28 protein-coding genes are annotated in these 24,275 nt (G+C 45.6%); 16 read left to right on the top strand and 12 right to left on the bottom strand.

Translation table 11 applies throughout. The annotated features are described in order from the left end of the window. Positions 1-377 precede the first annotated feature (377 nt). On the bottom strand, positions 378-809 hold the full coding sequence (locus tag ACAM39_RS10695; RefSeq protein WP_369627659.1) for a LysR substrate-binding domain-containing protein: 432 nt from the start codon (positions 807-809) through the stop codon (positions 378-380). On the opposite strand from ACAM39_RS10695, the gene ACAM39_RS10690 reads away from it, so the two are divergent. The 4 genes from ACAM39_RS10690 to ACAM39_RS10675 all read left to right on the top strand — a co-directional run bounded on the left by ACAM39_RS10690 (position 797) and on the right by ACAM39_RS10675 (position 4,814). Beyond that, positions 797-928 (top strand): hypothetical protein, encoded by a 132-nt coding sequence (locus tag ACAM39_RS10690; protein ID WP_472828211.1) that lies wholly within the window; start codon positions 797-799, stop codon positions 926-928. The genes ACAM39_RS10695 and ACAM39_RS10690 overlap by 13 nt on opposite strands. A gap of 344 nt (positions 929-1,272) precedes the next feature. After that, entirely contained in the window at positions 1,273-3,138 is a 1,866-nt protein-coding gene (locus tag ACAM39_RS10685) for an ABC transporter ATP-binding protein (RefSeq protein ID WP_369627658.1), read from the top strand. A gap of 172 nt (positions 3,139-3,310) precedes the next feature. Then, positions 3,311-4,195: an alpha/beta fold hydrolase gene (locus ACAM39_RS10680; protein ID WP_369627657.1), complete on the top strand. Its 885-nt coding sequence runs from the start codon at positions 3,311-3,313 to the stop codon at positions 4,193-4,195. A gap of 1 nt (position 4,196) precedes the next feature. After that, positions 4,197-4,814, top strand: coding sequence for an alpha-ketoglutarate-dependent dioxygenase AlkB family protein (locus ACAM39_RS10675; RefSeq protein WP_369627656.1), 618 nt, complete (start codon positions 4,197-4,199; stop codon positions 4,812-4,814). 28 nt (positions 4,815-4,842) lie between these two features. On the opposite strand, the gene hisA is transcribed toward ACAM39_RS10675, so the two are convergent. Together hisA and ACAM39_RS10665 are read right to left on the bottom strand one after the other, a co-directional pair. Next, the gene (gene hisA / locus ACAM39_RS10670; RefSeq protein ID WP_060995998.1) at positions 4,843-5,592 is read right to left on the bottom strand and encodes a 1-(5-phosphoribosyl)-5-[(5-phosphoribosylamino)methylideneamino]imidazole-4-carboxamide isomerase; all 750 of its coding nucleotides are present in this window, start codon (positions 5,590-5,592) and stop codon (positions 4,843-4,845) included. Positions 5,593-5,771: 179 nt separating this feature from the next. Then, the gene (locus ACAM39_RS10665; RefSeq protein ID WP_369627655.1) at positions 5,772-5,903 is read right to left on the bottom strand and encodes a hypothetical protein; all 132 of its coding nucleotides are present in this window, start codon (positions 5,901-5,903) and stop codon (positions 5,772-5,774) included. Positions 5,904-6,116: 213 nt separating this feature from the next. Here ACAM39_RS10665 and rpsP point away from each other — a divergent pair, with 213 nt between their 5' ends. The 4 genes from rpsP to rplS all read left to right on the top strand — a co-directional run bounded on the left by rpsP (position 6,117) and on the right by rplS (position 8,367). Beyond that, positions 6,117-6,374, top strand: coding sequence for a 30S ribosomal protein S16 (gene rpsP / locus ACAM39_RS10660; RefSeq protein ID WP_007115987.1), 258 nt, complete (start codon positions 6,117-6,119; stop codon positions 6,372-6,374). Positions 6,375-6,408: 34 nt separating this feature from the next. Further along, on the top strand, positions 6,409-6,966 hold the full coding sequence (gene rimM, locus ACAM39_RS10655) for a ribosome maturation factor RimM (protein WP_062333456.1): 558 nt from the start codon (positions 6,409-6,411) through the stop codon (positions 6,964-6,966). A 126-nt stretch (positions 6,967-7,092) separates the two neighbouring features. Then, positions 7,093-7,863, top strand: a complete 771-nt coding sequence (gene trmD, locus ACAM39_RS10650) for a tRNA (guanosine(37)-N1)-methyltransferase TrmD (protein ID WP_219333364.1) — start codon at positions 7,093-7,095, stop codon at positions 7,861-7,863. Between the two features lie 123 nt (positions 7,864-7,986). Then, positions 7,987-8,367: a 50S ribosomal protein L19 gene (gene rplS / locus ACAM39_RS10645; protein WP_062333462.1), complete on the top strand. Its 381-nt coding sequence runs from the start codon at positions 7,987-7,989 to the stop codon at positions 8,365-8,367. A gap of 126 nt (positions 8,368-8,493) precedes the next feature. On the opposite strand, the gene ACAM39_RS10640 is transcribed toward rplS, so the two are convergent. The 3 genes from ACAM39_RS10640 to argH are packed head-to-tail and all read right to left on the bottom strand — an operon-like array spanning position 8,494 to position 10,525. Next, positions 8,494-8,781: an oxidative damage protection protein gene (locus tag ACAM39_RS10640; protein ID WP_007115982.1), complete on the bottom strand. Its 288-nt coding sequence runs from the start codon at positions 8,779-8,781 to the stop codon at positions 8,494-8,496. A gap of 21 nt (positions 8,782-8,802) precedes the next feature. Beyond that, positions 8,803-9,147 (bottom strand): gamma-glutamylcyclotransferase family protein, encoded by a 345-nt coding sequence (locus ACAM39_RS10635; RefSeq protein ID WP_369627654.1) that lies wholly within the window; start codon positions 9,145-9,147, stop codon positions 8,803-8,805. A 1-nt stretch (position 9,148) separates the two neighbouring features. Continuing rightward, on the bottom strand, positions 9,149-10,525 hold the full coding sequence (gene argH / locus ACAM39_RS10630; RefSeq protein WP_369628608.1) for an argininosuccinate lyase: 1,377 nt from the start codon (positions 10,523-10,525) through the stop codon (positions 9,149-9,151). 81 nt (positions 10,526-10,606) lie between these two features. Here argH and ACAM39_RS10625 point away from each other — a divergent pair, with 81 nt between their 5' ends. From ACAM39_RS10625 to ACAM39_RS10610, 4 genes are all read left to right on the top strand, one after another. Then, positions 10,607-11,785 (top strand): sensor histidine kinase, encoded by a 1,179-nt coding sequence (locus ACAM39_RS10625; RefSeq protein WP_369627653.1) that lies wholly within the window; start codon positions 10,607-10,609, stop codon positions 11,783-11,785. 270 nt (positions 11,786-12,055) lie between these two features. Next, positions 12,056-12,793, top strand: a complete 738-nt coding sequence (locus ACAM39_RS10620) for a LytR/AlgR family response regulator transcription factor (RefSeq protein WP_101964397.1) — start codon at positions 12,056-12,058, stop codon at positions 12,791-12,793. 177 nt (positions 12,794-12,970) lie between these two features. Further along, on the top strand, positions 12,971-13,930 hold the full coding sequence (gene hemC / locus ACAM39_RS10615; RefSeq protein WP_369627652.1) for a hydroxymethylbilane synthase: 960 nt from the start codon (positions 12,971-12,973) through the stop codon (positions 13,928-13,930). A 21-nt stretch (positions 13,931-13,951) separates the two neighbouring features. After that, entirely contained in the window at positions 13,952-14,740 is a 789-nt protein-coding gene (locus ACAM39_RS10610) for a uroporphyrinogen-III synthase (RefSeq protein ID WP_369627651.1), read from the top strand. On the opposite strand, the gene mutY is transcribed toward ACAM39_RS10610, so the two are convergent. Next, positions 14,723-15,964 (bottom strand): A/G-specific adenine glycosylase, encoded by a 1,242-nt coding sequence (mutY, locus tag ACAM39_RS10605; RefSeq protein WP_472828279.1) that lies wholly within the window; start codon positions 15,962-15,964, stop codon positions 14,723-14,725. The genes ACAM39_RS10610 and mutY overlap by 18 nt on opposite strands. A 200-nt stretch (positions 15,965-16,164) precedes the next feature. After that, positions 16,165-16,905, bottom strand: coding sequence for a dienelactone hydrolase family protein (locus ACAM39_RS10600; protein WP_248106267.1), 741 nt, complete (start codon positions 16,903-16,905; stop codon positions 16,165-16,167). A 218-nt stretch (positions 16,906-17,123) separates the two neighbouring features. On the opposite strand from ACAM39_RS10600, the gene ACAM39_RS10595 reads away from it, so the two are divergent. The 4 genes from ACAM39_RS10595 (at position 17,124) to ACAM39_RS10580 (ending at position 20,915) form a co-directional block, all read left to right on the top strand. Continuing rightward, entirely contained in the window at positions 17,124-17,597 is a 474-nt protein-coding gene (locus ACAM39_RS10595; protein ID WP_278931298.1) for a YcgN family cysteine cluster protein, read from the top strand. Between the two features lie 156 nt (positions 17,598-17,753). Further along, on the top strand, positions 17,754-18,653 hold the full coding sequence (locus ACAM39_RS10590) for a CBS domain-containing protein (RefSeq protein WP_100269391.1): 900 nt from the start codon (positions 17,754-17,756) through the stop codon (positions 18,651-18,653). Between the two features lie 52 nt (positions 18,654-18,705). Further along, positions 18,706-20,280 (top strand): apolipoprotein N-acyltransferase, encoded by a 1,575-nt coding sequence (gene lnt / locus ACAM39_RS10585; RefSeq protein ID WP_159768125.1) that lies wholly within the window; start codon positions 18,706-18,708, stop codon positions 20,278-20,280. A gap of 146 nt (positions 20,281-20,426) precedes the next feature. Then, positions 20,427-20,915 carry a hypothetical protein gene (locus ACAM39_RS10580; RefSeq protein ID WP_159768128.1) on the top strand — a complete coding sequence of 163 codons (489 nt, stop codon included), beginning with the start codon at positions 20,427-20,429 and terminating at the stop codon, positions 20,913-20,915. A 71-nt stretch (positions 20,916-20,986) separates the two neighbouring features. Here ACAM39_RS10580 and ACAM39_RS10575 read toward each other — a convergent pair whose 3' ends face one another. The 4 genes from ACAM39_RS10575 to hisF all read right to left on the bottom strand — a co-directional run bounded on the left by ACAM39_RS10575 (position 20,987) and on the right by hisF (position 24,253). Next, a complete protein-coding gene (locus tag ACAM39_RS10575; RefSeq protein WP_159768131.1) occupies positions 20,987-21,514 on the bottom strand; it encodes a dihydrofolate reductase in 528 nt (175 codons plus the stop codon). A 43-nt stretch (positions 21,515-21,557) separates the two neighbouring features. Then, the gene (locus tag ACAM39_RS10570; RefSeq protein WP_369627649.1) at positions 21,558-22,418 is read right to left on the bottom strand and encodes a thymidylate synthase; all 861 of its coding nucleotides are present in this window, start codon (positions 22,416-22,418) and stop codon (positions 21,558-21,560) included. 31 nt (positions 22,419-22,449) lie between these two features. Continuing rightward, positions 22,450-23,349, bottom strand: coding sequence for a prolipoprotein diacylglyceryl transferase (lgt, locus tag ACAM39_RS10565; RefSeq protein ID WP_369628607.1), 900 nt, complete (start codon positions 23,347-23,349; stop codon positions 22,450-22,452). 145 nt (positions 23,350-23,494) lie between these two features. Continuing rightward, positions 23,495-24,253: an imidazole glycerol phosphate synthase subunit HisF gene (hisF, locus tag ACAM39_RS10560; RefSeq protein ID WP_062333504.1), complete on the bottom strand. Its 759-nt coding sequence runs from the start codon at positions 24,251-24,253 to the stop codon at positions 23,495-23,497. Positions 24,254-24,275 lie beyond the last annotated feature (22 nt).

The following is a 24,275-nucleotide window of genomic DNA, read 5'->3' as shown; positions in this document are numbered from 1 at the left end:
TAGTTGAAAAATAAATTAAAAATCGCTCAATTTTGCCCCAAAATTAATCGAATAATTGAAGTTGGTGCAGTGTAAAACAAAAAATCTATGCCATAGGCACATAAAAATCATGACATGAACCAAATTGATGCACGAGAAATATTTTGGTGAAAAATTAAACCAATATTTTTCTACTAAGTTGTTATATGAAAAATTTTTTTATTAAAAATTATTGCAATACATCATCAGATAATGCGCATACTAATAGCAATAGTCAATACCCAACTTGTACAATTCAAACAACATGAACCAGTCAGATGCCGGCTTCGTCGATTACTCGACCCTAAGGCTCGTGAGCTAAAGGATAAAAACAGTTAACAGGCTAATCGTTTTTTACGCTAATCGTTTTGTATTAAGTTATCCCCCAAAAAATCAATGAATAAGCGTATTTTTAAATTTAAAAATGCCCGATTCATATAGACCGCATAGATTGATACGCTGCTAAATGGCTGCTCAAACAATTTGACCAGTCGTCCTTGCGCAATCTCATCCTCAATCAGCCATTCGGGCAATATCGCAGCGCCCATGCCTGTCAGTGCCATCTGTGCCATCATCACGGTGTTATTACTGCTGTTATAAGGTTTGAGTGTGGTTGCCATGTGCGTATAGTTGGGTAAAATCCCTGGCAGTTTACTGAGCGTGTCTGCAGACGTAGGCGGCTCGTGCTGCGCAAGAAAACGCGGACTTGCGACATAATAAAAATCTATTTTGCCCAGCGGTTTGACAATCAAATTATCTTGTGGCGATGTTTGATGGCTTGCAATACTCATCAACGCCCGAGCATTTACTGCCTGTATTTTTTGCGCGAGGGGCAGGGGATGTGATGTCGGTGGTGCATGAAAGCTTTGCTCACTACAATCTGGGTATGGATATTTATCGGTTTGATTAGTGGCTATAAAAAAGGCGAATTAACCGTAACCGCAGTAAATTTACCTTATCATCAATCTATCGCACAAGCTTTATAAGGTTTCATAAGAATGTCATTTGTATTGCTTTATTTTAGTACTTTTACCCAATATTGTAGCGGCTAAACAAACCTCAAAAAAAGCTATTATTCTAGGATAATGGCTTTTTTATGGCGATAGAAAAGTTTTGATAACTACCGCTTAGGGATTAAGTTGAAAATTGTTTACTTGTATGTAAAGGATTGTAGCTCGCCGTCAGCAACCCTGCTATCAATCCTCAATATCTGCTAAAATAACACAGATAATTTTAAACTACTGATAATCAATTATGGGTTTATTTCGTTTTTTTGAAAATCGTCTGGAAGTCTATCCAGAAGACAATTACAACCTACCGACGGATAATTTTTTGAAGTTTCTGTGGGCGTGTACCAAGGGTCTGCGCGGTTGGATTTTTGCCTTCATGTTCTTGACAGGCTTGATAGGTGTGTATGAGTCGCTACTGTACAAGTGGATTGGCGATATCGTCAATTGGCTGGGCGCTTATACGCCCGCTAATCTGTGGGCAGAAAAAGGCGATAGTTTGCTAATGATGGCGGCCGTGTTGGTGGTCAGCCCGATTTTGGTGGGGTTAAGTTCGCTGATTCATTTTCAGACCTTGCAAGGCGTGTTCCCGATGCAGATGCGCTGGCGTTTTCACCGTCAAATGCTCGGTCAATCGATGCAGTTTTATCAAGACGAGTTTTCCGGTCGGGTGTCTGCCAAGGTGATGCAAACCGCGCTTGCGGTGCGCGATACCATTATGACCATTGCCGATATGCTGGTGTATGTGTTGGTGTATTTTGTCAGTAGTGGCATTATTTTATTTCACCTTGATGGTTGGTTACTTATCCCATTTTTGTTGTGGATGGTGATGTTCTTTGCCACTGTGGCGTATTTTATCCCCAAGCTTAAAAACTCTGCCAGTCGCCAAGCCGATGCGCGTGCTTTGATGACAGGGCGGATTACGGATGCGTATGCCAATATCACGACGGTAAAATTATTTAGCCACTCTCGCCGTGAGCTGACTTATGCCAAAGATGCGATGAGCCAGTTTTTGGGTACGGTGCATGAGCAAATGCGCTGGGTGTCTCGCCTTGAGCTGGTCAATCATTTGATTAATGTGGTGTTGGTCGGTACTACGGTAGCCCTCGGTTTGTACCTGTGGTATTACAATGGCCTAAGCGTGGGAGCGATTGCGGCAGCGACTGCGATGGCGATGCGTCTTAACGGCTTGACCCATTGGATAATGTGGCAAACGGCGGCATTGTTTGAGAATATCGGTACCGTGCAGGACGGCATGAAAACCTTGTCAAAACCGCATACCGTGGTGGATAAGCCGAATGCTAGGGATTTAATCATCACGCAAGGCGAAATCAACTTTAGCCATGTCGATTTTAATTATGGTCGCAGTGGCAATAAAACCAATGACGCCGATGCCAAGCAAAAACTACTCGATGATTTTAACCTTGAGATTAAAGCAGGGGAAAAAATCGGTCTAGTGGGACGCTCTGGGGCAGGTAAATCAACCTTGGTGAATTTGCTACTGCGTTTCTATGATGTCGATGGTGGCGCGATTTTGATTGATAATCAAAATATCAGCGATGTCACCCAAGAGAGCTTACGCCAACAAATCGGCATGGTCACTCAAGATACCTCACTACTGCACCGCACCGTGCGAGAAAATATTGCCTATGGTCGCCCAGATGCCACCGATGAAGAAATCATCAGCGCCGCCAAACAAGCGCATGCGTGGGAGTTTATCCAACATTTAAGTGACGCCAAAGGCAATGTCGGCTTGGATACCCAAGTCGGTGAACGAGGGGTCAAGCTCTCGGGCGGACAACGCCAGCGCATTGCCATCGCCCGTGTGATGCTCAAAAATGCGCCGATTTTGCTGCTCGATGAAGCGACCTCAGCACTCGATAGCGAAGTGGAATACGCCATCACTGACAGCCTTAACGATATGATGGCAGGCAAGACGGTGATTGCGATTGCCCACCGATTATCGACGATTGCGTCGATGGATAGATTGGTGGTGATGGATAGAGGGCAAATCGTCGAGCAAGGTAGCCATGCCCAGCTTTTAGCTCAAAATGGTGTGTATGCCAAATTATGGGCAAGACAAAGTGGCGGTTTTCTTGGCGAAGATGATTAAATAAAGGCAGTGCTAACTTACGCTAAATTTGATACTACCTAACGGCAAGCGTGAATGCTAAGTCACAAAAGGCTTAGTCATAACTTTTCACTGGGTCTTATAATCAAGTCACCAAGTCAACTTTTTAGTCACTAAAAAGTGGCTAAAAAAGTGATTAATTAGGACAATTGGCATGGAAGAACAACGCATCAATCTAAACGGCAAAAACGCCAAATACTATAACATCAAAAACCCCACCGCCAGCCAGAATGCCCACTTTTACGGCGGTAACGGTTTTGCATTAGGCGTCTACGAGCCACTCTTGAACGACTTAGCGCAACATCTTAACATCACCGCGCTAACCATGCGGGGGGAATGGGACGATAAACCGACCGAAAACGCGCTGACGCGGGAACAAGACGCCGATATCTTGATTGAGTTCTTACAAGCCACCCTAGCAGAGCGAGACGGCAAGCCCGTCATCGGTATCGGGCATTCACAAGGGGCAACTGCCACCACCATGGCGGCTGCCAAACGCCCAGATTTGTTTAGCGCGCTTTATTTGCTTGAGCCTGTCACCTTTACCAACCAGCAAGGCAAGCTTTATAGCTTGGTGCCACGCGTGGTGAAAATGACCCGAGAACCCTTTAAAAGCACCCAAGTCAAACAAGCCGACTGGCCCAGTGTGGATGCGTATTATCAGTTTCTTCGCCGTCATAAAGCGTACAAACGTATCACCGATGAAAACCTTTTAACCTATGCCAAAAATAGTTTAGAGGCAGGTGAGCAGGCTGAACTCACGCTACGTTTTTCACCCAAGCAAGAACTCGCCAATTATTTTGGCACACCGCTGATTATGAAGCCATTACAACAGCTCATTGCCGACAACAAAGTGCCTGTGCAGTTAATCATCGGTAAGCCGTCGATGTTTATCAGTCAGCAAGTGCGCCAAATGTGGGATAAATTCGTGCCCAGTGAGCAAATGACGGTGCTCAATGACTATGGACATTTACTGCCACTTGAAGCACCAGAATTATGCGCCAAGCTCATTTTTCAAAAGCTGAAGTTGACCTTCTAATATGACATTATTTACCGCCAATCCCAACGAGAATTTGTTGCCATACGATGGCATTGTCAATGATTTTGGGCAGGTTTTTGACAGCCCCGCTGATGAGCCCAATGCGCTTTATCGGCATTTTTTAACGCAGTTACCTTGGCAGCATGACGTTGTCACAATTTTTGGCAAAACCCATGTCACCCACCGCCAAATCGTGTGGATGAGTGAAAACGATTATCACTATTCTGGACAACGCAAGACGGCAACGCCTTGGACAGCGGATGTTTTGGCATTAAAACAGCACATACAATTGTTGCTGGCTGAGCAACACATGAGCGCAAATTTTAACGCCTGTTTGTTTAATTATTACCCCACAGGCGATGATGGTATGGGCTACCATGCTGATAATGAAAGCGAACTGGGCAATGAACCCATTATCGCCTCTGTCTCATTAGGGGCAACCCGTAAATTTGTATTTAAGCACCGCATCAGCAAGGAAAAAGCCGAGATTGCCTTGCAAAATGGACAGCTAATTGTCATGCGCGGACAGACCCAGCGCCATTGGTTACACAGCCTACCTAAGACCAAAAAAGTAACGGAAGGTAGAATTAATCTGACCTTCCGTCATATAGTGAATTAAATGTCATTTAGTTGTCGAGTAGCGCCTGCTAGCTATCGAGAAGCGCCTGCGCCGCAGCAATATCGAGGGTACCTTCATAAATGGCACGCCCTGTAATGATGCCTTCAAGATAATCACTGTAGGGTTTTAGATTTTCGATGTCTTGTAAATCCGTCACCCCACCCGAGGCAATCACCGGAATACCGCCTTCTTTTGCCAAGTTGACCGTTTGCTCGACATTAACGCCTTGCATCATACCATCACGCGCAATATCAGTATAGACGATAGAAGATACGCCTGCATCAGCAAAGCGTTTTGCCAAATCCACCGCTTTAACATCGGTGACATTTGCCCAGCCATGCGTCGCTACCATACCGTCTTTGGCATCAATACCCACAATGATATGACCGGCAAATTGTTGACACGCTTGTTCAACAAATTCAGGTTGTTCGACTGCTTTGGTACCGATAATAATATAGGTCAAACCTGCTTCTAGATAATGACGGATGGTATCAAGGCTACGGATACCGCCACCGAGTTGAATAGGTAAATTTGGGTAGGCTTTGGCAATCGCGGTGACGACGTCTTTATGCACCGGCACGCCATCGAAAGCACCGTTTAAATCCACCAAATGCAAGCGTCGAGCACCTTCTTTTACCCAGCGGCTTGCCATTGCGACAGGGTCGTCACTAAATACGGTATCGTCTTCCATACGCCCTTGTTTTAGGCGCACACATTTGCCGTCTTTGAGGTCAATGGCAGGGATAATTAAAGTTGGCGTAGTTGATAACGTCGTCATGGGGTTGTCCTGTTGTCGGTTAGCGCAAATTGAGCTAGGTTGGTCAAAATACGTGTTGCTATAATTTGGCGATAATTTTACCGTATAATGCCAGCTAAGGTTAAGATATTTTGCATGTGGGTATTAGCATAACAGGGGTCGTGATAATGTTATACGTGGTGATAGCAGGGATTTTTATATTAGGGTACATGGCGATTGCCTTTGAGCACAACATCCATGTCAACAAAGCTGCGCGCTACTGACTGCGATTGCGTTATGGGTACTGCTGAGCTTTGGTATCGATACGCTTGGTCACCTGTGGGTGGTGGCATCGCTTTAATGTGATTAAACTTGCGCTAACTATAAAAAGTCAAAATTTAGCCCAAAAAGCTATTGATTTTGATAAAAATATGCTAAACTACTGCCCTTTTTGGTGTACCTAAACTTTGCTAAAACTGTATTTATGCTGTTTTTCAATTGTTTGGGTCTTTTAGGCTCTAACCACTGAACTAGATTCAATTGATTGCATTTACAGAGAGAACATTATGGTAGTTATCCGTTTACAACGCGGTGGTGCGAAAAAACGCCCATTTTATCAAATCGTGGTAACCGACTCACGCAATGCCCGTGACGGTCGTTACATCGAAAACATCGGGTTCTTTAACCCACTAGCGCAAGGTCAAGAAGTGCCATTACGCATCAACGCTGACGCTTACCAAGCGTGGATCAACAAAGGTGCCCAACCTTCTGACCGTGTTGCCGCTTTATTTAAAGCAGCTAGCAAAGCACAAGCAACGGCTTAATTTTTTATAAAAATTAGGTACAGCGGACTTTAATATGGCAAAACAACCGACAGACTTGCATACCAATGAGGCTAACGCATCGCTGTTTAAAATCGGCGAGCTAAAAAAGCCTTATGGCATTCATGGCTGGCTATGGGTATTTAGCTTTACTGAAGACCGTGAAGCGATATTTCATATGCAGCCTTGGGTCATCAATACTGCCATGGGTCAAAAGACCTTAACGGTAAAAAACTGGCGACAACAAGGTAAAGGCTACGTGGTACAACTTAACGAAGTGCCCGACCGCAATATCGCAGAAACTATGTTTGGCGTGAGCCTTTGGGCAGAAAAAAACAATCTGTCTGAGCTTGCAGAAGACGAATATTATTGGTCAGATTTGATTGGTTTGACGGTGATTAGCCAGTCAGAAAATGTCATTTTAGGACGGGTAAAAGAGCTGTTTGAAACAGGGGCACATGCCATTATGGTGGTCGAGCCGACTGCTGATAGTGTGGATGGCGAAGAACGATTGATTCCTTGGCACAAACAGACCATTGGCGAGGTAAATTTAGCCAAGCAAACCCTGATGGTTGATTGGGGCAGTGATTATTAAACGTTGATAACTAGCATTGATGATTAATCATTGCGTATTTATCCTTGATGGGTGCTTAGCATTTATTTGATGGGAGTTGTCAATCAACAAGGCGTTGTTAATGCCAAGCTAAAGTGAGTGTAGCGTATGTTTTTTGCGGTAATAACCATTTTGCCCGAAATGTTTGCTAGTATTACTGATTTTGGCATCACTGGGCGGGCGCTGGCTCGCAAGCAAGCGGAAATCTTGCTGATTAACCCAAGAGACTTTACCACAGACAATTATCGGCGTATCGATGAGCGTCCGTTTGGTGGAGGGCCTGGTATGGTAATGATGGCAGAGCCTTTACAAAAAGCCATCGACTACGCCAAAACGCAAGCCAATGCGCGCGGTAAAACCTGTCCTGTGGTGTATTTGTCGCCACAAGGCAAGACACTGAGCGAAAGTGGGGTGCTTGATTTTTGCCAATATGACGGCTTGATTTTGTTATGCGGTCGTTATGAAGGCATCGATGAAAGACTACTGAGTCAGTATGTCGATATCGAATGCTCAATTGGTGATTATGTGCTGACAGGGGGCGAATTGCCCGCGATGGTATTGATGGATAGTGTGATACGCCGATTGCCCAATGTGATGGGCGATGATTTATCGGCGCAGCAAGACTCCTTCGTGGATGGCTTGCTCGATTGTCCACAATATACCAAACCGACTGAATTTCAAGGCATCAAAGTGCCTGACGTGCTGTTGTCAGGGCATCATGCCAATATCGCCAAGTGGCGATTTATTCAGCAGGCAACACGCACCCAGCTAAGACGTCCTGATTTGTGGCAAGCCTTTGTGCCAACCAAACAGCAACAAAAATGGCTGACAGAAGCAGCGCAATCTGCTAAAGACAGCCACCCAGATTCATCCACTTGACGGATGCCTAATCGTGTCGATTGCTATCAAGACACATAAAATTAGCGGGGAGTATGCGCATTTGCTGACATCAACTAACTTTAGTCAGCTTAGCCTCTGTCCCCAGTGAGAGGAGAAAATCTCATGAGTAACAAACATCCTTTGGTTCAACAAATCGAAAATAGCCAGCTTAAGCAAGACGTACCAAGTTTTGGTCCTGGTGACACTGTTGTCGTACAAGTAAAAGTGCGTGAAGGCGACCGTGAGCGTCTACAAGCATTTGAAGGTGTTGTTATCGCTAAACGTAACCGCGGCTTAAACTCTGCGTTTACCGTACGTAAAATCTCTAGTGGTGTAGGTGTTGAACGTGCGTTCCAAACCCATTCACCACAAATTGCAAAAATTGAAGTAAAACGTCGTGGTGATGTACGCCGTGCCAAACTTTACTACCTACGTGAACGTTCTGGTAAATCAGCACGTATCCGTGAAAAACTGTCAGTGCGTAAAGAAGAAGCGCAAGCTTAAGTCTTTAACTGCGTTATTTATTATTTGCCTAAATGGGTTAAACTTTGATTATCATGGTTTAATCAACACCAAAAAAGCAAAAACCCCAAATAAATCTATTTGGGGTTTTTTGTTGTTAGCGATTATTTACTTTTGCGCTGTCCAGCCTTTTGGGCGTTCATAGTCTTCATTATCCAAAAATTTATTGCGCTGCTCGGTAATAAATTTTTTGGCTTCTGGGTCAATCATGCTTAAGTGATTTTCATTGATGAGCATGGTTTGGTGCTCTAGCCATTCGTTCCACGCTTTGGCAGACACGGTGTTTTGCAATTCTTCACCAAGCTTGTTAGGAAACGGCGGTTTTGGCATTTTGGGTAGCTTTTGTTTGTATTTACGGCACATGACCATGTGGTCAGCGGGGTTATAAGTTTCCATTTGTTATCCTCTTAATAGTTGCTAGGCTGTGTCTCTTGCATCGGCGTAAATCCACGCGGTAGCGCCACTGTCAAAGTGACCTTCCACTCGTGCGTAGGCATCGACTTCGTAGCGGTCGGCTTGGGCAAGCTCATCATCGGTAATGTCAAAAATCACACCTGCCACTTTGTCAGCTGAGTTATTGGTTTTAAGTAGTATCGGATGAAAACGTTTGCCACTTGTGGCGAGCACATCTTCATCGGTGATTTCAATTTCACCCAACTGGTAGCCAATGAGTTGGTCTTTACTACCCACCAGTGTACGCCCAAAGGTGGCAAGCTGTACATTTTCTTGTTGTAGTGTGCCATACGAAAACAGTTTTGGCATATTAATGACCTAATTGTTCGATACGATGACGCCCACGTTCAATCGCCATTTTGACTTGATTAGGCGCTGTACCGCCGATGTGGTTACGGGCATTGAGCGAACCTTCAAGGGTCAGATATTCAAAAACGTCCTCACCAATCAAGTCGCTAAAGCCTTGAAGCTCATCAAGCGATAATTCACTCAAATCTACGCCTTTTTGCACACCTAACGCTACTGCTTTACCCACTACTTCATGCGCGTCGCGGAAGGCTAAGCCTTTACGCACCAGATAATCCGCCAAATCAGTGGCGGTCGCATACCCTTTCATGGTCGCGGCACGCATGTTTTCTTTGTTTGGAATCAAGTTTGGCAGCATATCAGCAAAGGCAAGTAGTGAGCCGGTTAAAGTATCTACCACGTCAAATAGCGGCTCTTTATCTTCTTGGTTGTCTTTGTTGTAAGCCAGCGGTTGGTTTTTCATCAAGGTCAATAGGGTAATCATATCGCCAAACACGCGTGCTGCTTTACCCCGTACCAGCTCTGGCACATCGGGGTTTTTCTTTTGTGGCATAATCGATGAACCCGTGCAAAAACGATCGGGGACGACCACAAACCCAAATTGCGCTGACATCCACAAGATGATTTCTTCACTCATACGTGACAAGTGCATCATTAACAGGCTTGCGCTACTGGCAAATTCAATGGCAAAATCACGGTCGGATACGGCATCTAATGAGTTTTGACAAATCCCTTCAAAGCCTAATAGCTGTGCGGTAAATTCCCGCTCAATCGGATAAGTCGTACCTGCCAGTGCTGCGGCGCCTAGGGGCATTTGGTTGATACGTTTTCGACCATCAATCAAGCGCTCGCTATCCCGCATTAGCATCTCAAACCATGCCATCACATGATGACCAAAACTGACAGGCTGCGCGGTCTGCAGATGGGTAAAGCCTGGCATGATAGTGTCGGTATGCTGGCTTGCCAAATCCAGTAAGCCCGTTTGTAGACGTTTTAGTAATCCTAAAATAATATCGGTTTGGTCACGCAGATATAAACGGATATCGGTTGCAACTTGGTCATTACGGCTACGCCCTGTATGCAGTTTTTTGCCGACATCGCCAATAATAGCGGTCAGACGAGACTCTACATTCATGTGCACGTCTTCAAGCGCCACCGACCAAACAAATTTGCCATCGGCGATTTCTTGTTTGATTTGGGTCAAACCGCCAACGATTTGGTCTTTGTCCGCCTCGGTAATAATCCCCGCTTTAGCAAGCATAGTGGCATGAGCAATCGACCCTGCGATGTCTTGATTGGCAAAACGTTGGTCAAATCCGACAGACGCGGTAAATTCAGCGACAAAACTGTCAGTGGCTTCGCTAAAACGTCCACCCCACATACTAGATGTGCTAGAATCAGCGGAAATTTGATTGCTCATAATACGTCCATTTTTTGTGTAAGTGTGAAAGGAATAAAGGCAATGAGATTGCTAGAGCTGCTAATTCCCTCTGCAAAATCTAGGGCTAGTATAGCAAAAACTGAGGATGCCTCACAAATTTCACTCAAGCGGATTAAAGAGCCGCTCACCAGTGCCTTTTTCCTACCCAATCTAAGTGAAAAACAGACCATCAAACTGTGGGCAAGTTATATCGCGTTTTTCTCACTGGTTTCGATTTTAACCTATTTAACTTTTACCAATGATATCAGTTTGATTATCCGCCATAGTATTGAAACGGTGGTGATGACTAGCTTAGTTGTGACAGGTGAAATGGTTTTTGTGGCGAATTCTGCCAAAAAATTCAGAGAATTTAATTGGCGTTCAAAACAAATCACCGCCTATCTGCTGTCAACCGTGTTTATTATCGTGCCGGTACTGAGCTTGCTAGGTCGGTTGATTTTATTCTTTACGCTCGGCTATGAAGTCAGTTTAAATGCGCTGATCCTAGAAACCATTGCGAATACTTTGTTTGCTTTTTTGATGATAGCGGTGCTGCTCACTTATTTTGAGATACAGTACCAAAATATTCGCCGCGTTGAACTGCGTACCCAACAAAAACTTATCGAACAAAACGAGCAGTTGAAAGCGCGTATCACCCCGCATTTTTTCTTTAATTTACTCAATACTATGCAGTATCTGATAGAAACCGATCCGTATGAAGCAGAGAGAATGATTCGTCATATCTCAAATCTGTATCGGGTGAGCTTTGATGAAACGCGTGAGATTGCGCTCCTTGATGAGATGGCGCTATGCGAAAGCTATTTGAGCATTGAAAAATACCGTTTTGATAAAAAGCTGAAAGTAACTTGGCAGTTGCCCGATGAAGATTTGCTCTATGATATGGTGATTACCTCGTTATCGCTGCAAATGGTGATTGAAAAACTGATTGTACTGATTGTTGAAAACAGCACCGACCCCATTCACATTACTATTAGTATCGATTGGCAAAACGATGTTGCCAAAATTGATATCGAAATTGAGCTGCCAACCACGACGTATCCGCTGATTTGTCAAGATATTCACCAAAAACTGCAGTTTAACAGTCAACTGGCAATTCTGCGTCAGTATTTTGGTCATGAAGCTAGCATTCACTTTGAATTATCTGGACATGTGTTAGTGACTCAAATTCGCTATCCTCTCAAAGATGTCGCGGCTTTTTAGCCCAGTCATTTTGTTAGTCGAAATGGGCATAAAAAAGTCACCAATCTGACGCGGCATTTCACATTTTATCTAACAAACTATGGTATATTAATTTGCGTCTACTTAAAACAATGCGTTTATTAGTTTATCTAATCAGTTAAGCGCTATTTTATGAGTGTTTGATTGCTCACCAAGCGGTTGTGTTGGATTTGGCATTAGATTGTGAAGAAAGTAAGACTTGTAGGGTCGAATACAGGTGTTTTTGACCTCAAAGTAGCAAAGGAGTAAACAATGAGAGTTGTGATCTGTGACGATGAGCCACTGGCCCGAGAGAGGCTAACGCGCATCGTAAGAGAAGAAGGACATGAGGTTGTTGCACAGGCAGCCACAGGTATTGAGGCCATTGCAAAAGTCAAAGAAACCGCACCCGATGTAATTTTGTTAGACATTCGTATGCCAGAAATGGATGGTATCCGCTGCGCTAAAGAGCTCAATGAACTTAACAATCCACCAGCCATTATTTTTGTGACCGCGTACGACCATTATGCGATTGCCGCATTCAAAGCACATGCGATTGGCTATTTGCTAAAGCCTGCCAACAAAGAAGAGTTGTTACAGGTACTATCAAGAGCGTCATTGCTTAGTAATGCACAGCTCAATGAAATCAGTCGATTAGAAGACCCGTTAGCACAGTCCAATCGTCAGCATATTGCAGCGCGTACCCATCGAGGGGTGGAGCTGATTGCGCTGCAAGATATCTATTACTTTACAGCGGACCAAAAATACGTGCAAATCCGTCATAAAGGCGGCACGGTTTTAATTGATGAAACCCTCAAAGAGCTTGAACAAGAATTTGGGGATGCGTTCTTTCGTATACATCGCAATGCGTTAATCAATGTTAACTACCTAGAAATGCTTGAAGCGATTGACCAAGGTCAGTACCAAGTGCGTTTCAAAGGTTTGCCCGACCAGCTTGCCGTTAGTCGCCGTCATTTGCCATTACTACGGGATAAAATCCAATCAATGTAGTGTATGTAGTGTCGTCTTTCGTATGTTTGCGTGTGCTTTAGCGAGCAGTCAGAGAAATTATCCTGACATTTTGCTATACTGATGGCTAACTCGCTGAATTAATGACAGATACCCATCTGACAAATGCCTAGCTTAGAGAGTTAGGCATTTTTATTGCTTGCTAAAAAAGATACTGCTATGACTACGTTAACCACTTTAAATATCGCCACTCGCCAAAGCCCGCTTGCATTGTGGCAAGCTGAACACATCCAAGCGCGTTTGCAAGCGCTGTACCCAAGCCTGACCGTCAATCTAGTACCGATGGTCACCAAAGGTGACAAAATCCTAGATACCCCGCTAGCCAAAATCGGCGGAAAAGGTCTGTTTGTCAAAGAGCTTGAGCAAGCCTTGTATGAAAAACGTGCCGATATCGCCGTGCATTCACTCAAAGACGTACCTATGGTGCTTCCTGAAGGTCTGACGCTTGGCGCTTATTGTGAGCGTGAGCAGCCAACCGATGCCTTCATCTCCAATCACTATGTGAGTCTAGATGCGTTGCCACAAGGGGCTAAACTTGGTACATCAAGTTTACGCCGTCAATGCCAAATTCAGCAATATCGTCCTGACTTAGAGATTATCAGCTTACGCGGCAATGTAGGCACGCGCTTATCCAAGCTAGATGCAGGTGAGTATGATGCCATTATTTTGGCGACCAGTGGCTTGACGCGTTTGGGGCTTACCGATCGTATTCGCCATGAACTTGATACGCATATCAGTTTACCAGCGGTCGGACAAGGTGCGCTTGCCATTGAATGCCGAAGTGATGATGCCGATGTGCTGGCACTATTAAAACCGCTCAATGACGAGCCAAGCCGTCTATGCGTGATGGCAGAACGCGCCATGAATCGTCATTTGCAGGGTGGTTGCCAAGTACCGATTGCAGGCTTTGCTACCATTCAAGATGGACAAATTTATTTACAGGGTCGTGTCGGCAGTGTAGATGGTAAAACCTTGTTAAAAGCTGAGCATCATAACGCGTTAGTTGATGATGCACGCGAGTCTGAGCAAATTGCTGAAGCCATGGGCGTGGTGGTGGCTGAAGCGCTGATTGCACAAGGTGCGGACAAAATCTTGGCGCAGATTTATCAAGACCGCTGATATTGAACGATACGCATAGCCATGCAATTTATCAATACCAGACCCGATCATCGAGCCAAGGCACTAAGTCTATTTTTGCGCCAGCATGGCGTTAAAGTGATTGAGCTGCCGCTGTTGGCATTGGTAGAAAAGCCGTTGACAGTGGCAGAGTGGGCAGTTTTACAATCGATTGACCGTTATCAAGTGGTGGTGCTAGTCAGTGAAGCGGCAGTAAAGTATGGCTTAGCGAGGCTTGCCGCCTTAGTTAAGCTAACGGAATTATCCAAAAAGATTACATGGGTGGCTGTGGGTGACAAAACCGCGAATTACTTTAACCAGACCTGGCAGCAGCTCACAGAGTTGCCACCACCTACCATTATTTTTCCTGATGAAAGACGCGCGCAAAACAATGAAGGGCTATTAAATTTGCCGGTAATCCAAGCGCTTGGTAAAGGCAACTATTTGCAAGTATGGCGTGGCATCGGCGGACGAGAATTATTGGCGGATACGTTGACGGCAAAAGGTGTGCAAGTGCATTTGCTAAACTTGTACCAACGGGTTTTACCAAGCGCAACCACCCAAGCATTCGCGGTTTGGCAACAAACGCAGAGCCACAACCAACCCATCATTGTACTCATCTCAAGTTTGACCGCCTGGCAAAACTGGCAACAACTAACAGCAGACAATGAAATGGTTGCCAGTTGTTATTATTTGGTATTGCAATCGCGTATTGCAGAGCAAATGTTATTACAGCAGGCTAATCTTAACATAACTATCATCCCTGATTTAATGCCTGAGACGATTTTACACGCACTAACCACTCACCAATAGCTGCATGGCTTTCGGTTTTGCCAAACTATTTATCTGCGTATTTTTCACCCAAGACAACGACTGCATCGCTTGTTGCAATTTTTTAGTCAATTTTTCATGTTGCTCGGCGTTCAACGAAATCGTTAAGGGGGTTAACAACCAATGAAAATGGGTAAGGCTATGTTTGACAGTATCAGCGCTATCTAAATTAACCTGCTCGATATTTAGCAGCTGCTCGGCTTGTAAAAACTCAAAAATAATCTGCTCAGCGATATTGTATTCTGCTTCAAACGTCGCCTCTTGCTGCCAGGTTGCCAGTAGTGGCGCGCCTGTGCTTTTTTCGCCCGATTGTTTTTTGACAAATGCCAATGGTAGACACCACAGTCCACCCCAAATCCCATTGTCAGGACGTTGTAGCCACAAGGTTTTGTCATCGCAAACCAGCTTTAACGCTAGCGAAAACTTAGACGGATTGGGCGATTTTTTACTTTTTACCGGATAAAAACTTTGCTTGCCTTGGGCATTTGCCACGCAGTCGCCTTGCACGGGACACAGTAGGCAGGCAGGTTTGGCTTTGGTGCACAGCGTCGCCCCCATATCCATCATCGCTTGGGCGTAGTGCCCGCTATCACGGGTCGGTGTTAGGCGCTCGGCGAGTTGCCAAAGCGCTTTGGTTGTGGCAGTTTTGGTGATATCACCGTCAATACCTGCCCAGCGGGTCAGCACACGTTTGACATTACCATCGCAAATCACCCCCCTGTCACCGCCATATTGGTCAGCTCTGACACCCATCGCCACAATCGCGCCTGCCGTAGATTGCCCCACCCCTGAAATCTGCTCCCAGTGGGCAACCGTTTGCGGAAATTTACCAGTTTGCTCGATGATATCCACCAGCTGCTTGGCACCTTTATGCAGATTGCGCGCACGCGCATAGTAACCCAGTCCTGCCCAGTGCTCAGCGACTTGCTCCCAAGATGCGTTTGCCAAATCCTGCACGGTGGGAAAACTTGCTATAAATCGCTCAAAATAAGGAATCACCGTCGCCACTTGGGTCTGCTGTAGCATGACTTCAGATAACCACACCGGATAGGGATCTGGCGTGTCAAGCTGATGCTGTTGCCATGGTAAATCATGACGCCCGCTATGGTCAAACCAGGTCAAAATACGCGGTGCAAAACTATCAAGCTGCGTTTCGGTATGCGCTTTGGTATAATTGTGGCTTAAGTGTTGATTGGGACTTGGCATCGTTGAGTGGCTGGTGTTCGGATGTGCGTTCAAAATTCACCATCGGGTTACTATCGTGATAGCTATATAAGACTTTCTAGTTGGGATTCAATAGTGACTGACAACAGACTTAACAAAGCTGCACTCAAACTGGGACATAGACATAAAAAAAGCAATATCGTCACAGATATTGCTTTTGGGACTAACGATGCAACTGTATGTTATACAAGATTGTCTTGCATAAACGCAATCATTTCATCCCAGCTGGCTTTTGCGGCATCGGCATCATAGCCCAAGTCCACGCCATTTTCTTCGGCGCGTTTGTCAGCATTAGGATTGGTAAAGCCGTGTTTGGCACCTTCGTACACATCGACTGTGTACTCTACATCGGCGTTGTCCAACTCTTTTTTTAGCCCTTCAATGGCATCCATTGACACCATGCTATCGGCTTCACCATGTGCCACCAACACTTTGGCGGTGAATTTGCCTTTTTGTGCCGGTTGTTTTGGGTCAGGGTTGCCGTGGAAAGTCGCCACTGCTTTGAGTGGGAAGCCTTCACGCGCCATGTCTAAGACGATTTTACCGCCAAAGCAAAAACCAATCGCGCCCAGACGGTTTTTGTCAACCGCTTCAAGGTCGGTAAAGTCATCCATAATGAGTTTACAGCGCGCCATCAACATGTCTTGGTCAGCGAGCATTTGGCTCATCCATTCATTGGCTTGGGCGGCATCTGTGGTCAGTTTACCTTCGCCATACACATCCATGGCGACGGCAGCAAAACCCGCTTCGGCTAAACGCTCAGTGACTTTTTGTGGGTGCGCGGCGGCGCCCCACCATTCAGGCGCCACCAAAATTGCTGGGGCAGGGTTGTCATGGCTCGCTGATTCTGGTAGACAGACATAGCTTTTAAGCACCACGCCATCGCTGGTGGTAGATTCGAGTTGTAAAATTTGAATTGGCATCATGCATCCTTATGTTACGGTAAATGATATGATTGATTGCTATTGTTATAAAAAGCTGGCGTTATAAAAACGCTGGATTCATACGTTGCTTTATACGCTAATGAGAGCGTGGCAAGTCAGTGCAACGGTTAATACAGGCACTACTGTATACTGAAATCATGGCATTTTCCGTTATAATACTGTCACTGTTTTATACAAGCCAAAAGTTGAAAAAAATAATGAGCCAATCTGTTACCTTACGCCCGCAATTTTGGGAGCGATTTTCGTTAGAACAATTGACCCAAGCTGAATGGGAAGCCTTGTGCGATGGCTGTGGGGCGTGTTGTTTGATTAAATTTAAAGACGATGACACCGATGAAGTTGAATACAGTGATGTCGCCTGTCGACTGCTCGATTGTGCCACAGGGGCTTGCCAGCATTACCCAACAAGGCGCGACTATGTGCCCGACTGCATCAGCCTAACCATCGATAACATTGGCGAGATGTACTGGCTACCGGCAAGCTGTGCCTACAAGCGCTTGTATTACGGGCAACCACTGCCAAGCTGGCATTTACTCCTCACTCAAGATGCTGCCGTGACACAAGCCATGATGCGCCAAAAAAATATCAGCGTGGCAGGCCGCTGTCAGTCTGAAACAGAAGTTTCTGAGCTAGAGCAAGAACAACGGGTAATCCATTGGATTTGCCAATAGTGCTTGTTTACTCAAGGCTTTACTAGCACTGAACAAGCTGATAGGTGAGTAAAATCAGCCAAAAAATACAATAAAATTAAGAAAAATACCATTGCAATCATCATGGGCTTAAGGTAAGGTAAAAAAATCTTTCGCCATATGAGGGTCTCGTCGGCTATGTCAGACGACAATTCGAGTTCACACCTGTCAAACAAACAGCAAAGCAGTAGCTGGTCACGCGGTCTGAAACGCTGGCTATCCACCGCCCCTGAAACCCGTGATGAACTAGTCAAATTGGTACATGATTCACGTCGATTTTTGGCGCCCGACACCGTCGATATGTTAGAGGGTGTCTTAGATTTACCCGCCATTCAAGTGCGAGAAATCATGACCCCTGTCAGCCACGTTGCAGGCATCACCCAGCACCAAAACTTGCAAGACATCATGTCGCTCTATATGGAAACCGCCCACTCGCGTTATCCCGTATTTACCGATGACAACAAAGACACGGTAATGGGTATCTTACTTGCCAAAGATTTGATTCCGTTTTTGGTCGCCAAGGCGCAAGGTCAAAATATTGACCATTTTAATCTTGAAGCGATTGTACGCCAGCCAATTTATATCAGTGAAACTGCGCGCTCTGACAACCTGCTGCGTCTGTTTCAAAAAAACCAAATTCACATGGCAATCGTCATCGATGAGTTTGGGGTGACAGCAGGCGTGGTGACGATGGAAGACTTACTCGAAGAAATTGTCGGTGATATCATCGATGAGCATGACGACATCGAAGAAGATACCGATATTAATCATATAGTGCCGGTGCCCAACCAGCCTGACACATGGATTGTGCAATCCATCACCTCAGTCTCAGACTGTAATGAACAGTTAGGTACCCATTTTGATAGTGAGGATGTCGCTAGTATGGGCGGACTGGTCATGCAAGAGCTTGGCGAAGTCAATGAGGTGTTGGGTCAAACCGTCTTTATTGACGATTGTCGTTTGACGGTATTGTCAGCAGATGGTCGATTTATCCAAGAAATTGAACTGGTTAAAGGGTATAATCAGCTCGACGATTAGTCCCATTACTTATGTTTGCAAAACCGTTTAACCCTAAAGGCAATACTCGCCAATGCGTCTTACTACCCAGTCCCTAAAAAAGCAACTTTCTGTACAATCTCATCACGATAGTGCCACATCTGCAAATACCAAACAGCCCCTGTTACCCAAACTGGTGCTGGCTTGGCTTGCGGGTGCGGCATTTGTCTTCGCCTTAGCGCCTTACGATTTTTGGATAGTGGCACTGTTGTCGCCACTGGTGCTGTATTGGCTATTATTGCCCACAATGTCAAATTGGCGGGCGTTTTGGCTTGGTGAAATGTATGGCATGGGATTGTGGAGCGTGGGCGCGTTTTGGTTGTTTACCTCGATTCATACCTATGGTGATACCCCTACCTTGTTAGCCTTGCTGATGATTGGTTTTGTTGGCTTGGGGATGGGATTGTTTCATGGCGCCTTGGCGGTCATTTTTAACCGCTTTGTGGCAAAACAGCCGCTAAGCTTTGCATCATTATGGGTGGTACAAGAGTGGTTAAAGACCTGGCTATTTACAGGTTTTCCTTGGCTATTTGTGGGCTATGCTTATACAGCGCAACCTTGGCTGACGAGCCTTGCGCCAATTTTTGGGGTGTTGGCGCTGAGCTTTGTATCAGTGTTCGTCTCAGCCAGTCTGGTGGAAGCGGCGCGAAAAAAATACCGTTTTTTAATTCCCTCGTCTGTGATGTTACTGGCAAGCGTGGCGCTGTGGCTTATTGCCCCGCAATGGACGACCCCCAAAGGCACACCAAATCTGAAAGTCTCCTTAGTACAAGGCAATATTCCGCAGGACTTAAAATGGCTGCAAGAGTACCAAATCCAAACGCTGGGTATCTATGCAGGTTTAAGTAAAACAGAATGGGGGCAGGACATTATCTTATGGCCAGAGTCGTCGATTCCGATGTTTCAAACCGACGCCATGCCCTTTATCAGTCAAATTGCTGCCCAAGCCCGCGAAAGCAATACCGCATGGCTCACCGGTATTCCGTATGTGGATGTCAATGAATACGACCCAAAAGTTGATAAGTACGAGCCATTTTACAACAGTGTGATTGCTTTGGGCGCCGATGCCAAAGGCTTATACAAGAAACAAAATTTGGTACCCGTGGGCGAATATATCCCATTTGAAGGAATGTTAGATTGGGCATTGCCAAACTTGATGGGCGGCACCATGAGTTTTCGCAGTGGGTCTGCGCACCAAGCACCCTTGCAAGTCAAAAATCACCCAGTTGGCGTGGCGATTTGTTATGAAGTCGCCTATCCTGATACCACCCGCCGCAATGCCAAAAATACCGACTTTTTATTGACCGTATCCAATGATGCTTGGTTTGGCACATCGGCAGGTCCATTACAGCATCTACAAATGGTGCAAATGCGCTCGATTGAAACCGGTCGCTGGTTTATGCGCGCGACCAATACGGGCGTGACCGCAATCATCAATGATAAAGGCAATATTGTTGGCAAAGCGCCAGCCTTTGAGCGCACGGTGTTACGGGGTGAGATCCAATCGCGCGTTGGTAATACGCCATTTATGCGCTGGGGTAGTTATCCTATCTTGGCACTGGCAGCGCTATTGCTACTGATTAGTTGGCTGATTCGTAAAACACGTTAAAAACCTTAGATGCAGTAAGGTTTTGTCACCAATTGCAAAAATTTAGTATATAATGGTTACAAAGTTCCGTATAATAGTTAAAAATTAGACTTGAATTCATTTAGATTCAACAACTCTTGACCCAATGATTTACAGTGAGGTTTACGATGGCTCATCATGAAGTCGTGGAAAACAATGTCAAAAAAGAACTGAGTTACTCTTTAATTGGCGTTTTAGCGTTTCTAGGCGTGGTTTTATTAATCCTTATTTCAGCAATTGTTCGCCCCGCTGGTAACCACGTTGACGTTGCAAAACTCAATGCTGAAGTGGAAGCCAAAGCCGCCGCATCTGCTGCTGCCGCTGCCAAACCAGCGGGTTCGACGCCTGCGGCAACCTCACCTGCGGCGGGTGAAATCACCACCGCCACTGCCAATGCAGACACCGCAACAGGTCCAAATACCACGGTTGCCAGCCCAGACAATGCCTCTATGACGCCATCTTCTGCACCAACGGCTACTGCAAAAACATCGACCATTGAAGCGCGCAATGCCTCAACGGCTGAAGCCAAAGCAGAGATTAAAGCCAAAACAGGTGAAACCCCAAATATCGCACCACCTGTTGCCTCAGCGGTCAAATCTCAAGAACAATCAAAATAATACATTGGCTGCATAAAAAAACCACGTTAGATAACGTGGTTTTTTTGTGCGCTAAGTCGTCACTGTCAAGTTTAAGCTTTTTGGTAAGTGACAAACTGATAACTCAACCCACTTTGCTCATCCGTGAATTTTTCACTTTCTGATGTTTTGACAAAATCACTGGTAATCTCTGGATAAAATGCCGTTGCGTTGTCAATCACGGTATCGACCTGAGTGATTTCTAAGCGATCACTAAACAGTAGGGCTTGTTGGAAAACTTTTTCACCACCAATCACCCAAATCGTTTGCAAACCTTTACCATGCGCGAGCGATGAGGCTTGGGTCAGTGCGTCATCTAGGTTGTGCATCACAATGACGGCATCATCATCCACTTGGTAATCCAAATTGGTGGTAATCACAAAATTGGTACGGTTGGGCAAGGGTTTTGCACCCATGGATTCAAAGGTCTTGCGACCCATAATCACGATACCGCCATTGGTATGTTTTTTAAAATGTTTCAAGTCCTCAGAGATGTGCCAAGGTAATTGATTGTCTTTGCCAATGGCGCGATTTTGGCTCATCGCCACGATTTGGGCGACTTCCACATTAGAATAACTCATGATTTATCCTTATTGCTGTGAGTTTTGGTATTAGGCTGCAAGCTTATACAGAGACTTCAGCCTTAATTGTGGCATGGCTTTGATAATTTTCAATTTTTATATCGTTAAAATCAAACGCAAAAATGTCAGTAATGTCAGGATTGAGCCAAAGTTTGGGTAGGGCAAACGGCTCGCGGCTAAGCTGCTCATGCACTTGCTGTAGATGATTGTTATAGATATGACAATCACCGCCCGTCCACACAAACTCACCGACACAAAGACCCGTCACATGGGCTATCATATGGGTAAGCAAGGCATAGCTGGCAATGTTAAAAGGTACACCCAAAAACAAATCCGCCGAGCGTTGGTACAACTGACAAGATAATTTGCCATCGGCGACAAAAAACTGAAACAGGGTATGACAAGGGGGCAAGGCGACTTCGTTGGCCTCCAAAGGATTCCAGCCCGAGACAATCAAACGGCGCGAGTTTGGGTTGTTTTTGATTTCATTCACCACCCAACTGATTTGGTCAAAACCGTCTGAATGGTAGCTGCCGTCCGCTTTTTTGCTTGCCCCGAAGTTGCGCCACTGGTGTCCGTATACCGCGCCAAGTTCGCCTTCAGGCTTGCCAAAGCGGGCAGTTTGCTCGGCGGTTGCCCATTCATTCCAAATGCGTACCCCATTGTCCTGCAAGTATTGGACATGGGTATCGCCTTTTAAAAACCAAAGCAGCTCATAAATCACGCTTTTGGTATGGATTTTTTTGGTGGTCAGTAGTGGAAAACCCTCATTCAAATCAAACCGCATCTGCGCGCCAAAATAGCTGATGGTGCCGGTACCCGTACGGTCGCCTTTTTGTACGCCGTTATCTAGCACCAGTTTAAGTAAATCCAAATAGGCTTGTTCATTTTTTGACGTAATCATGGGTGATGAGTTCCTTGGTTAGTTTTGTTTGTTAGTCCGCATTCTTTTGACTGCCCCAATCGTAAATTTGGTTTTTATACGCCCAAATCAATAAAACCAAACCCCCGATAATCATCGGTAGGCTCAAGATTTGCCCTTTTGTCATCCACCCTAATAAAATAAAACCTTGGTCAGCATCAGGTTGGCGGAAGAATTCGGTAATAAAACGTGCAATACCGTAGCCCATCACAAACAAACCACTAACCGCCATACGCGGACGCGGCCGGCTGGCAAACCACCAAACCAAAACAAACAGTACCACCCCTTCGGTAAAAGCTTGATACAGCTGTGACGGATGGCGCGGGAGTAACAAATAATTGTTGCCATCAATCATAAAGGTTTGCGCAAGGCTTTGCAGGGCAGGGCTTTGTTTGAGCAGTTCATTGTCTTCATTGACCGCTTGCGGGAACAGCATCAGCCAGTTGTAACCACCATCAGACACCCGACCCCACAATTCGCCATTGATAAAATTGCCAATACGACCAAACAGCAGTCCGGTTGGCACGCAGGGAATAATAAAATCTAGCACATTCCAAATATTCTTTTGATATTTGCGGGCAAAAAATAGCATTGCGATGGCAACACCCAAAAATCCCCCATGAAACGACATGCCGCCTTGGTTGATTTTGAATAAATACATCGGATTGGCTAAAAATTCGCTCAATTGATAAAACAGCACATAGCCGATACGCCCGCCTAGAATCACGCCCATCGCCCCGTAAAATACCAGGTCAGCGACCATGTCGGCATTCCAGTCTGGGCGTGACTTAGTGCGATACCAAGCCAACGCATAAGCGGCAGCAAAAGCCAGTAAATACATTAGCCCGTACCAGTGGGCTTGGACAGGTCCCAAATGCAGAGCGACAGGATCCCATTGCGGGTGAGTTAAAATTAGTGGAAACATGGCAATTTAGTCATTATCGAAAATGCCAATATCATAGCAGTTTTGGCTAGTTTGGGCTAGCTTGGGCTTGGGCTATTTTTTGCTGTGCCCTTTTAGTTATTACCAGCGGCTATCATTCTCACAAGGCTCGCCATTACAGGCGCATTTCAATGCCTTGCTGTGCCATAAACTGCTTGGCTTCCCCCACGGTATATTCGCCAAAATGGAAAATACTCGCCGCTAGTACCGCATCAACACCGCCTTGCAGCACCCCATCTGCCAAGTGTTGCAGATTGCCGACCCCACCTGAGGCAATCACTGGCACATTTACGCTATCTGTAATGCGCTTCATCAAGGCGATATCATAGCCGTTTTTGGTACCATCTGAGTCCATCGAGGTCACAAGCAGTTCACCCGCCCCAAAATCTGCCATTTTGACCGCCCATGCCACCGCATCAATGCCAGTCGCTTTGCGTCCCCCATGGGTAAAGATTTCCCATTGATTGTCAGCCACTTTTTTGGCATCAATCGCTACCACGATACACTGACTGCCAAAACGCGCTGCCGCTTCACCGACAAATTCAGGGTTAAAAATCGCGGCTGAATTAATCGATACTTTATCCGCGCCCGCGTTTAGCAAGTGACGAATGTCATCGACTTTACGAACCCCGCCGCCCACAGTCAGCGGTACAAATACGGTTTCTGCCATGCGTTCAACCGTGTGATAGGTGGTGTCGCGTCCATGATGGGTAGCGGTGATGTCCAAAAAAGTGATTTCATCCGCGCCTTGTTCGTTGTAGCGCTGCGCCACTTCAACAGGGTCGCCCGCGTCTTTGATGTCGACAAATTGCACACCTTTGACCACCCGACCATTGTCAACATCAAGGCAAGGGATAATTCGTTTTGCTAACATATTCGATTTCCTTCTATAATAG

It is taken from the genome of Moraxella sp. K02 (genome assembly GCF_041154755.1).
Classification (GTDB): domain Bacteria; phylum Pseudomonadota; class Gammaproteobacteria; order Pseudomonadales; family Moraxellaceae; genus Faucicola.
The sequence above is the reverse complement of the archived record's forward strand: the minus strand, read 5'-3'. Positions and strand labels throughout refer to the sequence as shown.

Coding starts and splice junctions, on each gene's coding strand:
- ACAM39_RS10695 (WP_369627659.1), bottom strand. CDS start 809: ATGAGTATTGCAAGCCATCAAACATCGCCACAAGATAATTTGATTGTC.
- ACAM39_RS10685 (WP_369627658.1), top strand. CDS start 1,273: ATGGGTTTATTTCGTTTTTTTGAAAATCGTCTGGAAGTCTATCCAGAA.
- ACAM39_RS10680 (WP_369627657.1), top strand. CDS start 3,311: ATGGAAGAACAACGCATCAATCTAAACGGCAAAAACGCCAAATACTAT.
- ACAM39_RS10675 (WP_369627656.1), top strand. CDS start 4,197: ATGACATTATTTACCGCCAATCCCAACGAGAATTTGTTGCCATACGAT.
- hisA (WP_060995998.1), bottom strand. CDS start 5,592: ATGACGACGTTATCAACTACGCCAACTTTAATTATCCCTGCCATTGAC.
- ACAM39_RS10665 (WP_369627655.1), bottom strand. CDS start 5,903: ATGCCACCACCCACAGGTGACCAAGCGTATCGATACCAAAGCTCAGCA.
- rpsP (WP_007115987.1), top strand. CDS start 6,117: ATGGTAGTTATCCGTTTACAACGCGGTGGTGCGAAAAAACGCCCATTT.
- rimM (WP_062333456.1), top strand. CDS start 6,409: ATGGCAAAACAACCGACAGACTTGCATACCAATGAGGCTAACGCATCG.
- trmD (WP_219333364.1), top strand. CDS start 7,093: ATGTTTTTTGCGGTAATAACCATTTTGCCCGAAATGTTTGCTAGTATT.
- rplS (WP_062333462.1), top strand. CDS start 7,987: ATGAGTAACAAACATCCTTTGGTTCAACAAATCGAAAATAGCCAGCTT.
- ACAM39_RS10640 (WP_007115982.1), bottom strand. CDS start 8,781: ATGGAAACTTATAACCCCGCTGACCACATGGTCATGTGCCGTAAATAC.
- ACAM39_RS10635 (WP_369627654.1), bottom strand. CDS start 9,147: ATGCCAAAACTGTTTTCGTATGGCACACTACAACAAGAAAATGTACAG.
- argH (WP_369628608.1), bottom strand. CDS start 10,525: ATGTGGGGTGGACGTTTTAGCGAAGCCACTGACAGTTTTGTCGCTGAA.
- ACAM39_RS10625 (WP_369627653.1), top strand. CDS start 10,607: ATGAGATTGCTAGAGCTGCTAATTCCCTCTGCAAAATCTAGGGCTAGT.
- ACAM39_RS10620 (WP_101964397.1), top strand. CDS start 12,056: ATGAGAGTTGTGATCTGTGACGATGAGCCACTGGCCCGAGAGAGGCTA.
- hemC (WP_369627652.1), top strand. CDS start 12,971: ATGACTACGTTAACCACTTTAAATATCGCCACTCGCCAAAGCCCGCTT.
- ACAM39_RS10610 (WP_369627651.1), top strand. CDS start 13,952: ATGCAATTTATCAATACCAGACCCGATCATCGAGCCAAGGCACTAAGT.
- mutY (WP_472828279.1), bottom strand. CDS start 15,964: ATGCCAAGTCCCAATCAACACTTAAGCCACAATTATACCAAAGCGCAT.
- ACAM39_RS10600 (WP_248106267.1), bottom strand. CDS start 16,905: ATGCCAATTCAAATTTTACAACTCGAATCTACCACCAGCGATGGCGTG.
- ACAM39_RS10595 (WP_278931298.1), top strand. CDS start 17,124: ATGAGCCAATCTGTTACCTTACGCCCGCAATTTTGGGAGCGATTTTCG.
- ACAM39_RS10590 (WP_100269391.1), top strand. CDS start 17,754: ATGTCAGACGACAATTCGAGTTCACACCTGTCAAACAAACAGCAAAGC.
- lnt (WP_159768125.1), top strand. CDS start 18,706: ATGCGTCTTACTACCCAGTCCCTAAAAAAGCAACTTTCTGTACAATCT.
- ACAM39_RS10580 (WP_159768128.1), top strand. CDS start 20,427: ATGGCTCATCATGAAGTCGTGGAAAACAATGTCAAAAAAGAACTGAGT.
- ACAM39_RS10575 (WP_159768131.1), bottom strand. CDS start 21,514: ATGAGTTATTCTAATGTGGAAGTCGCCCAAATCGTGGCGATGAGCCAA.
- ACAM39_RS10570 (WP_369627649.1), bottom strand. CDS start 22,418: ATGATTACGTCAAAAAATGAACAAGCCTATTTGGATTTACTTAAACTG.
- hisF (WP_062333504.1), bottom strand. CDS start 24,253: ATGTTAGCAAAACGAATTATCCCTTGCCTTGATGTTGACAATGGTCGG.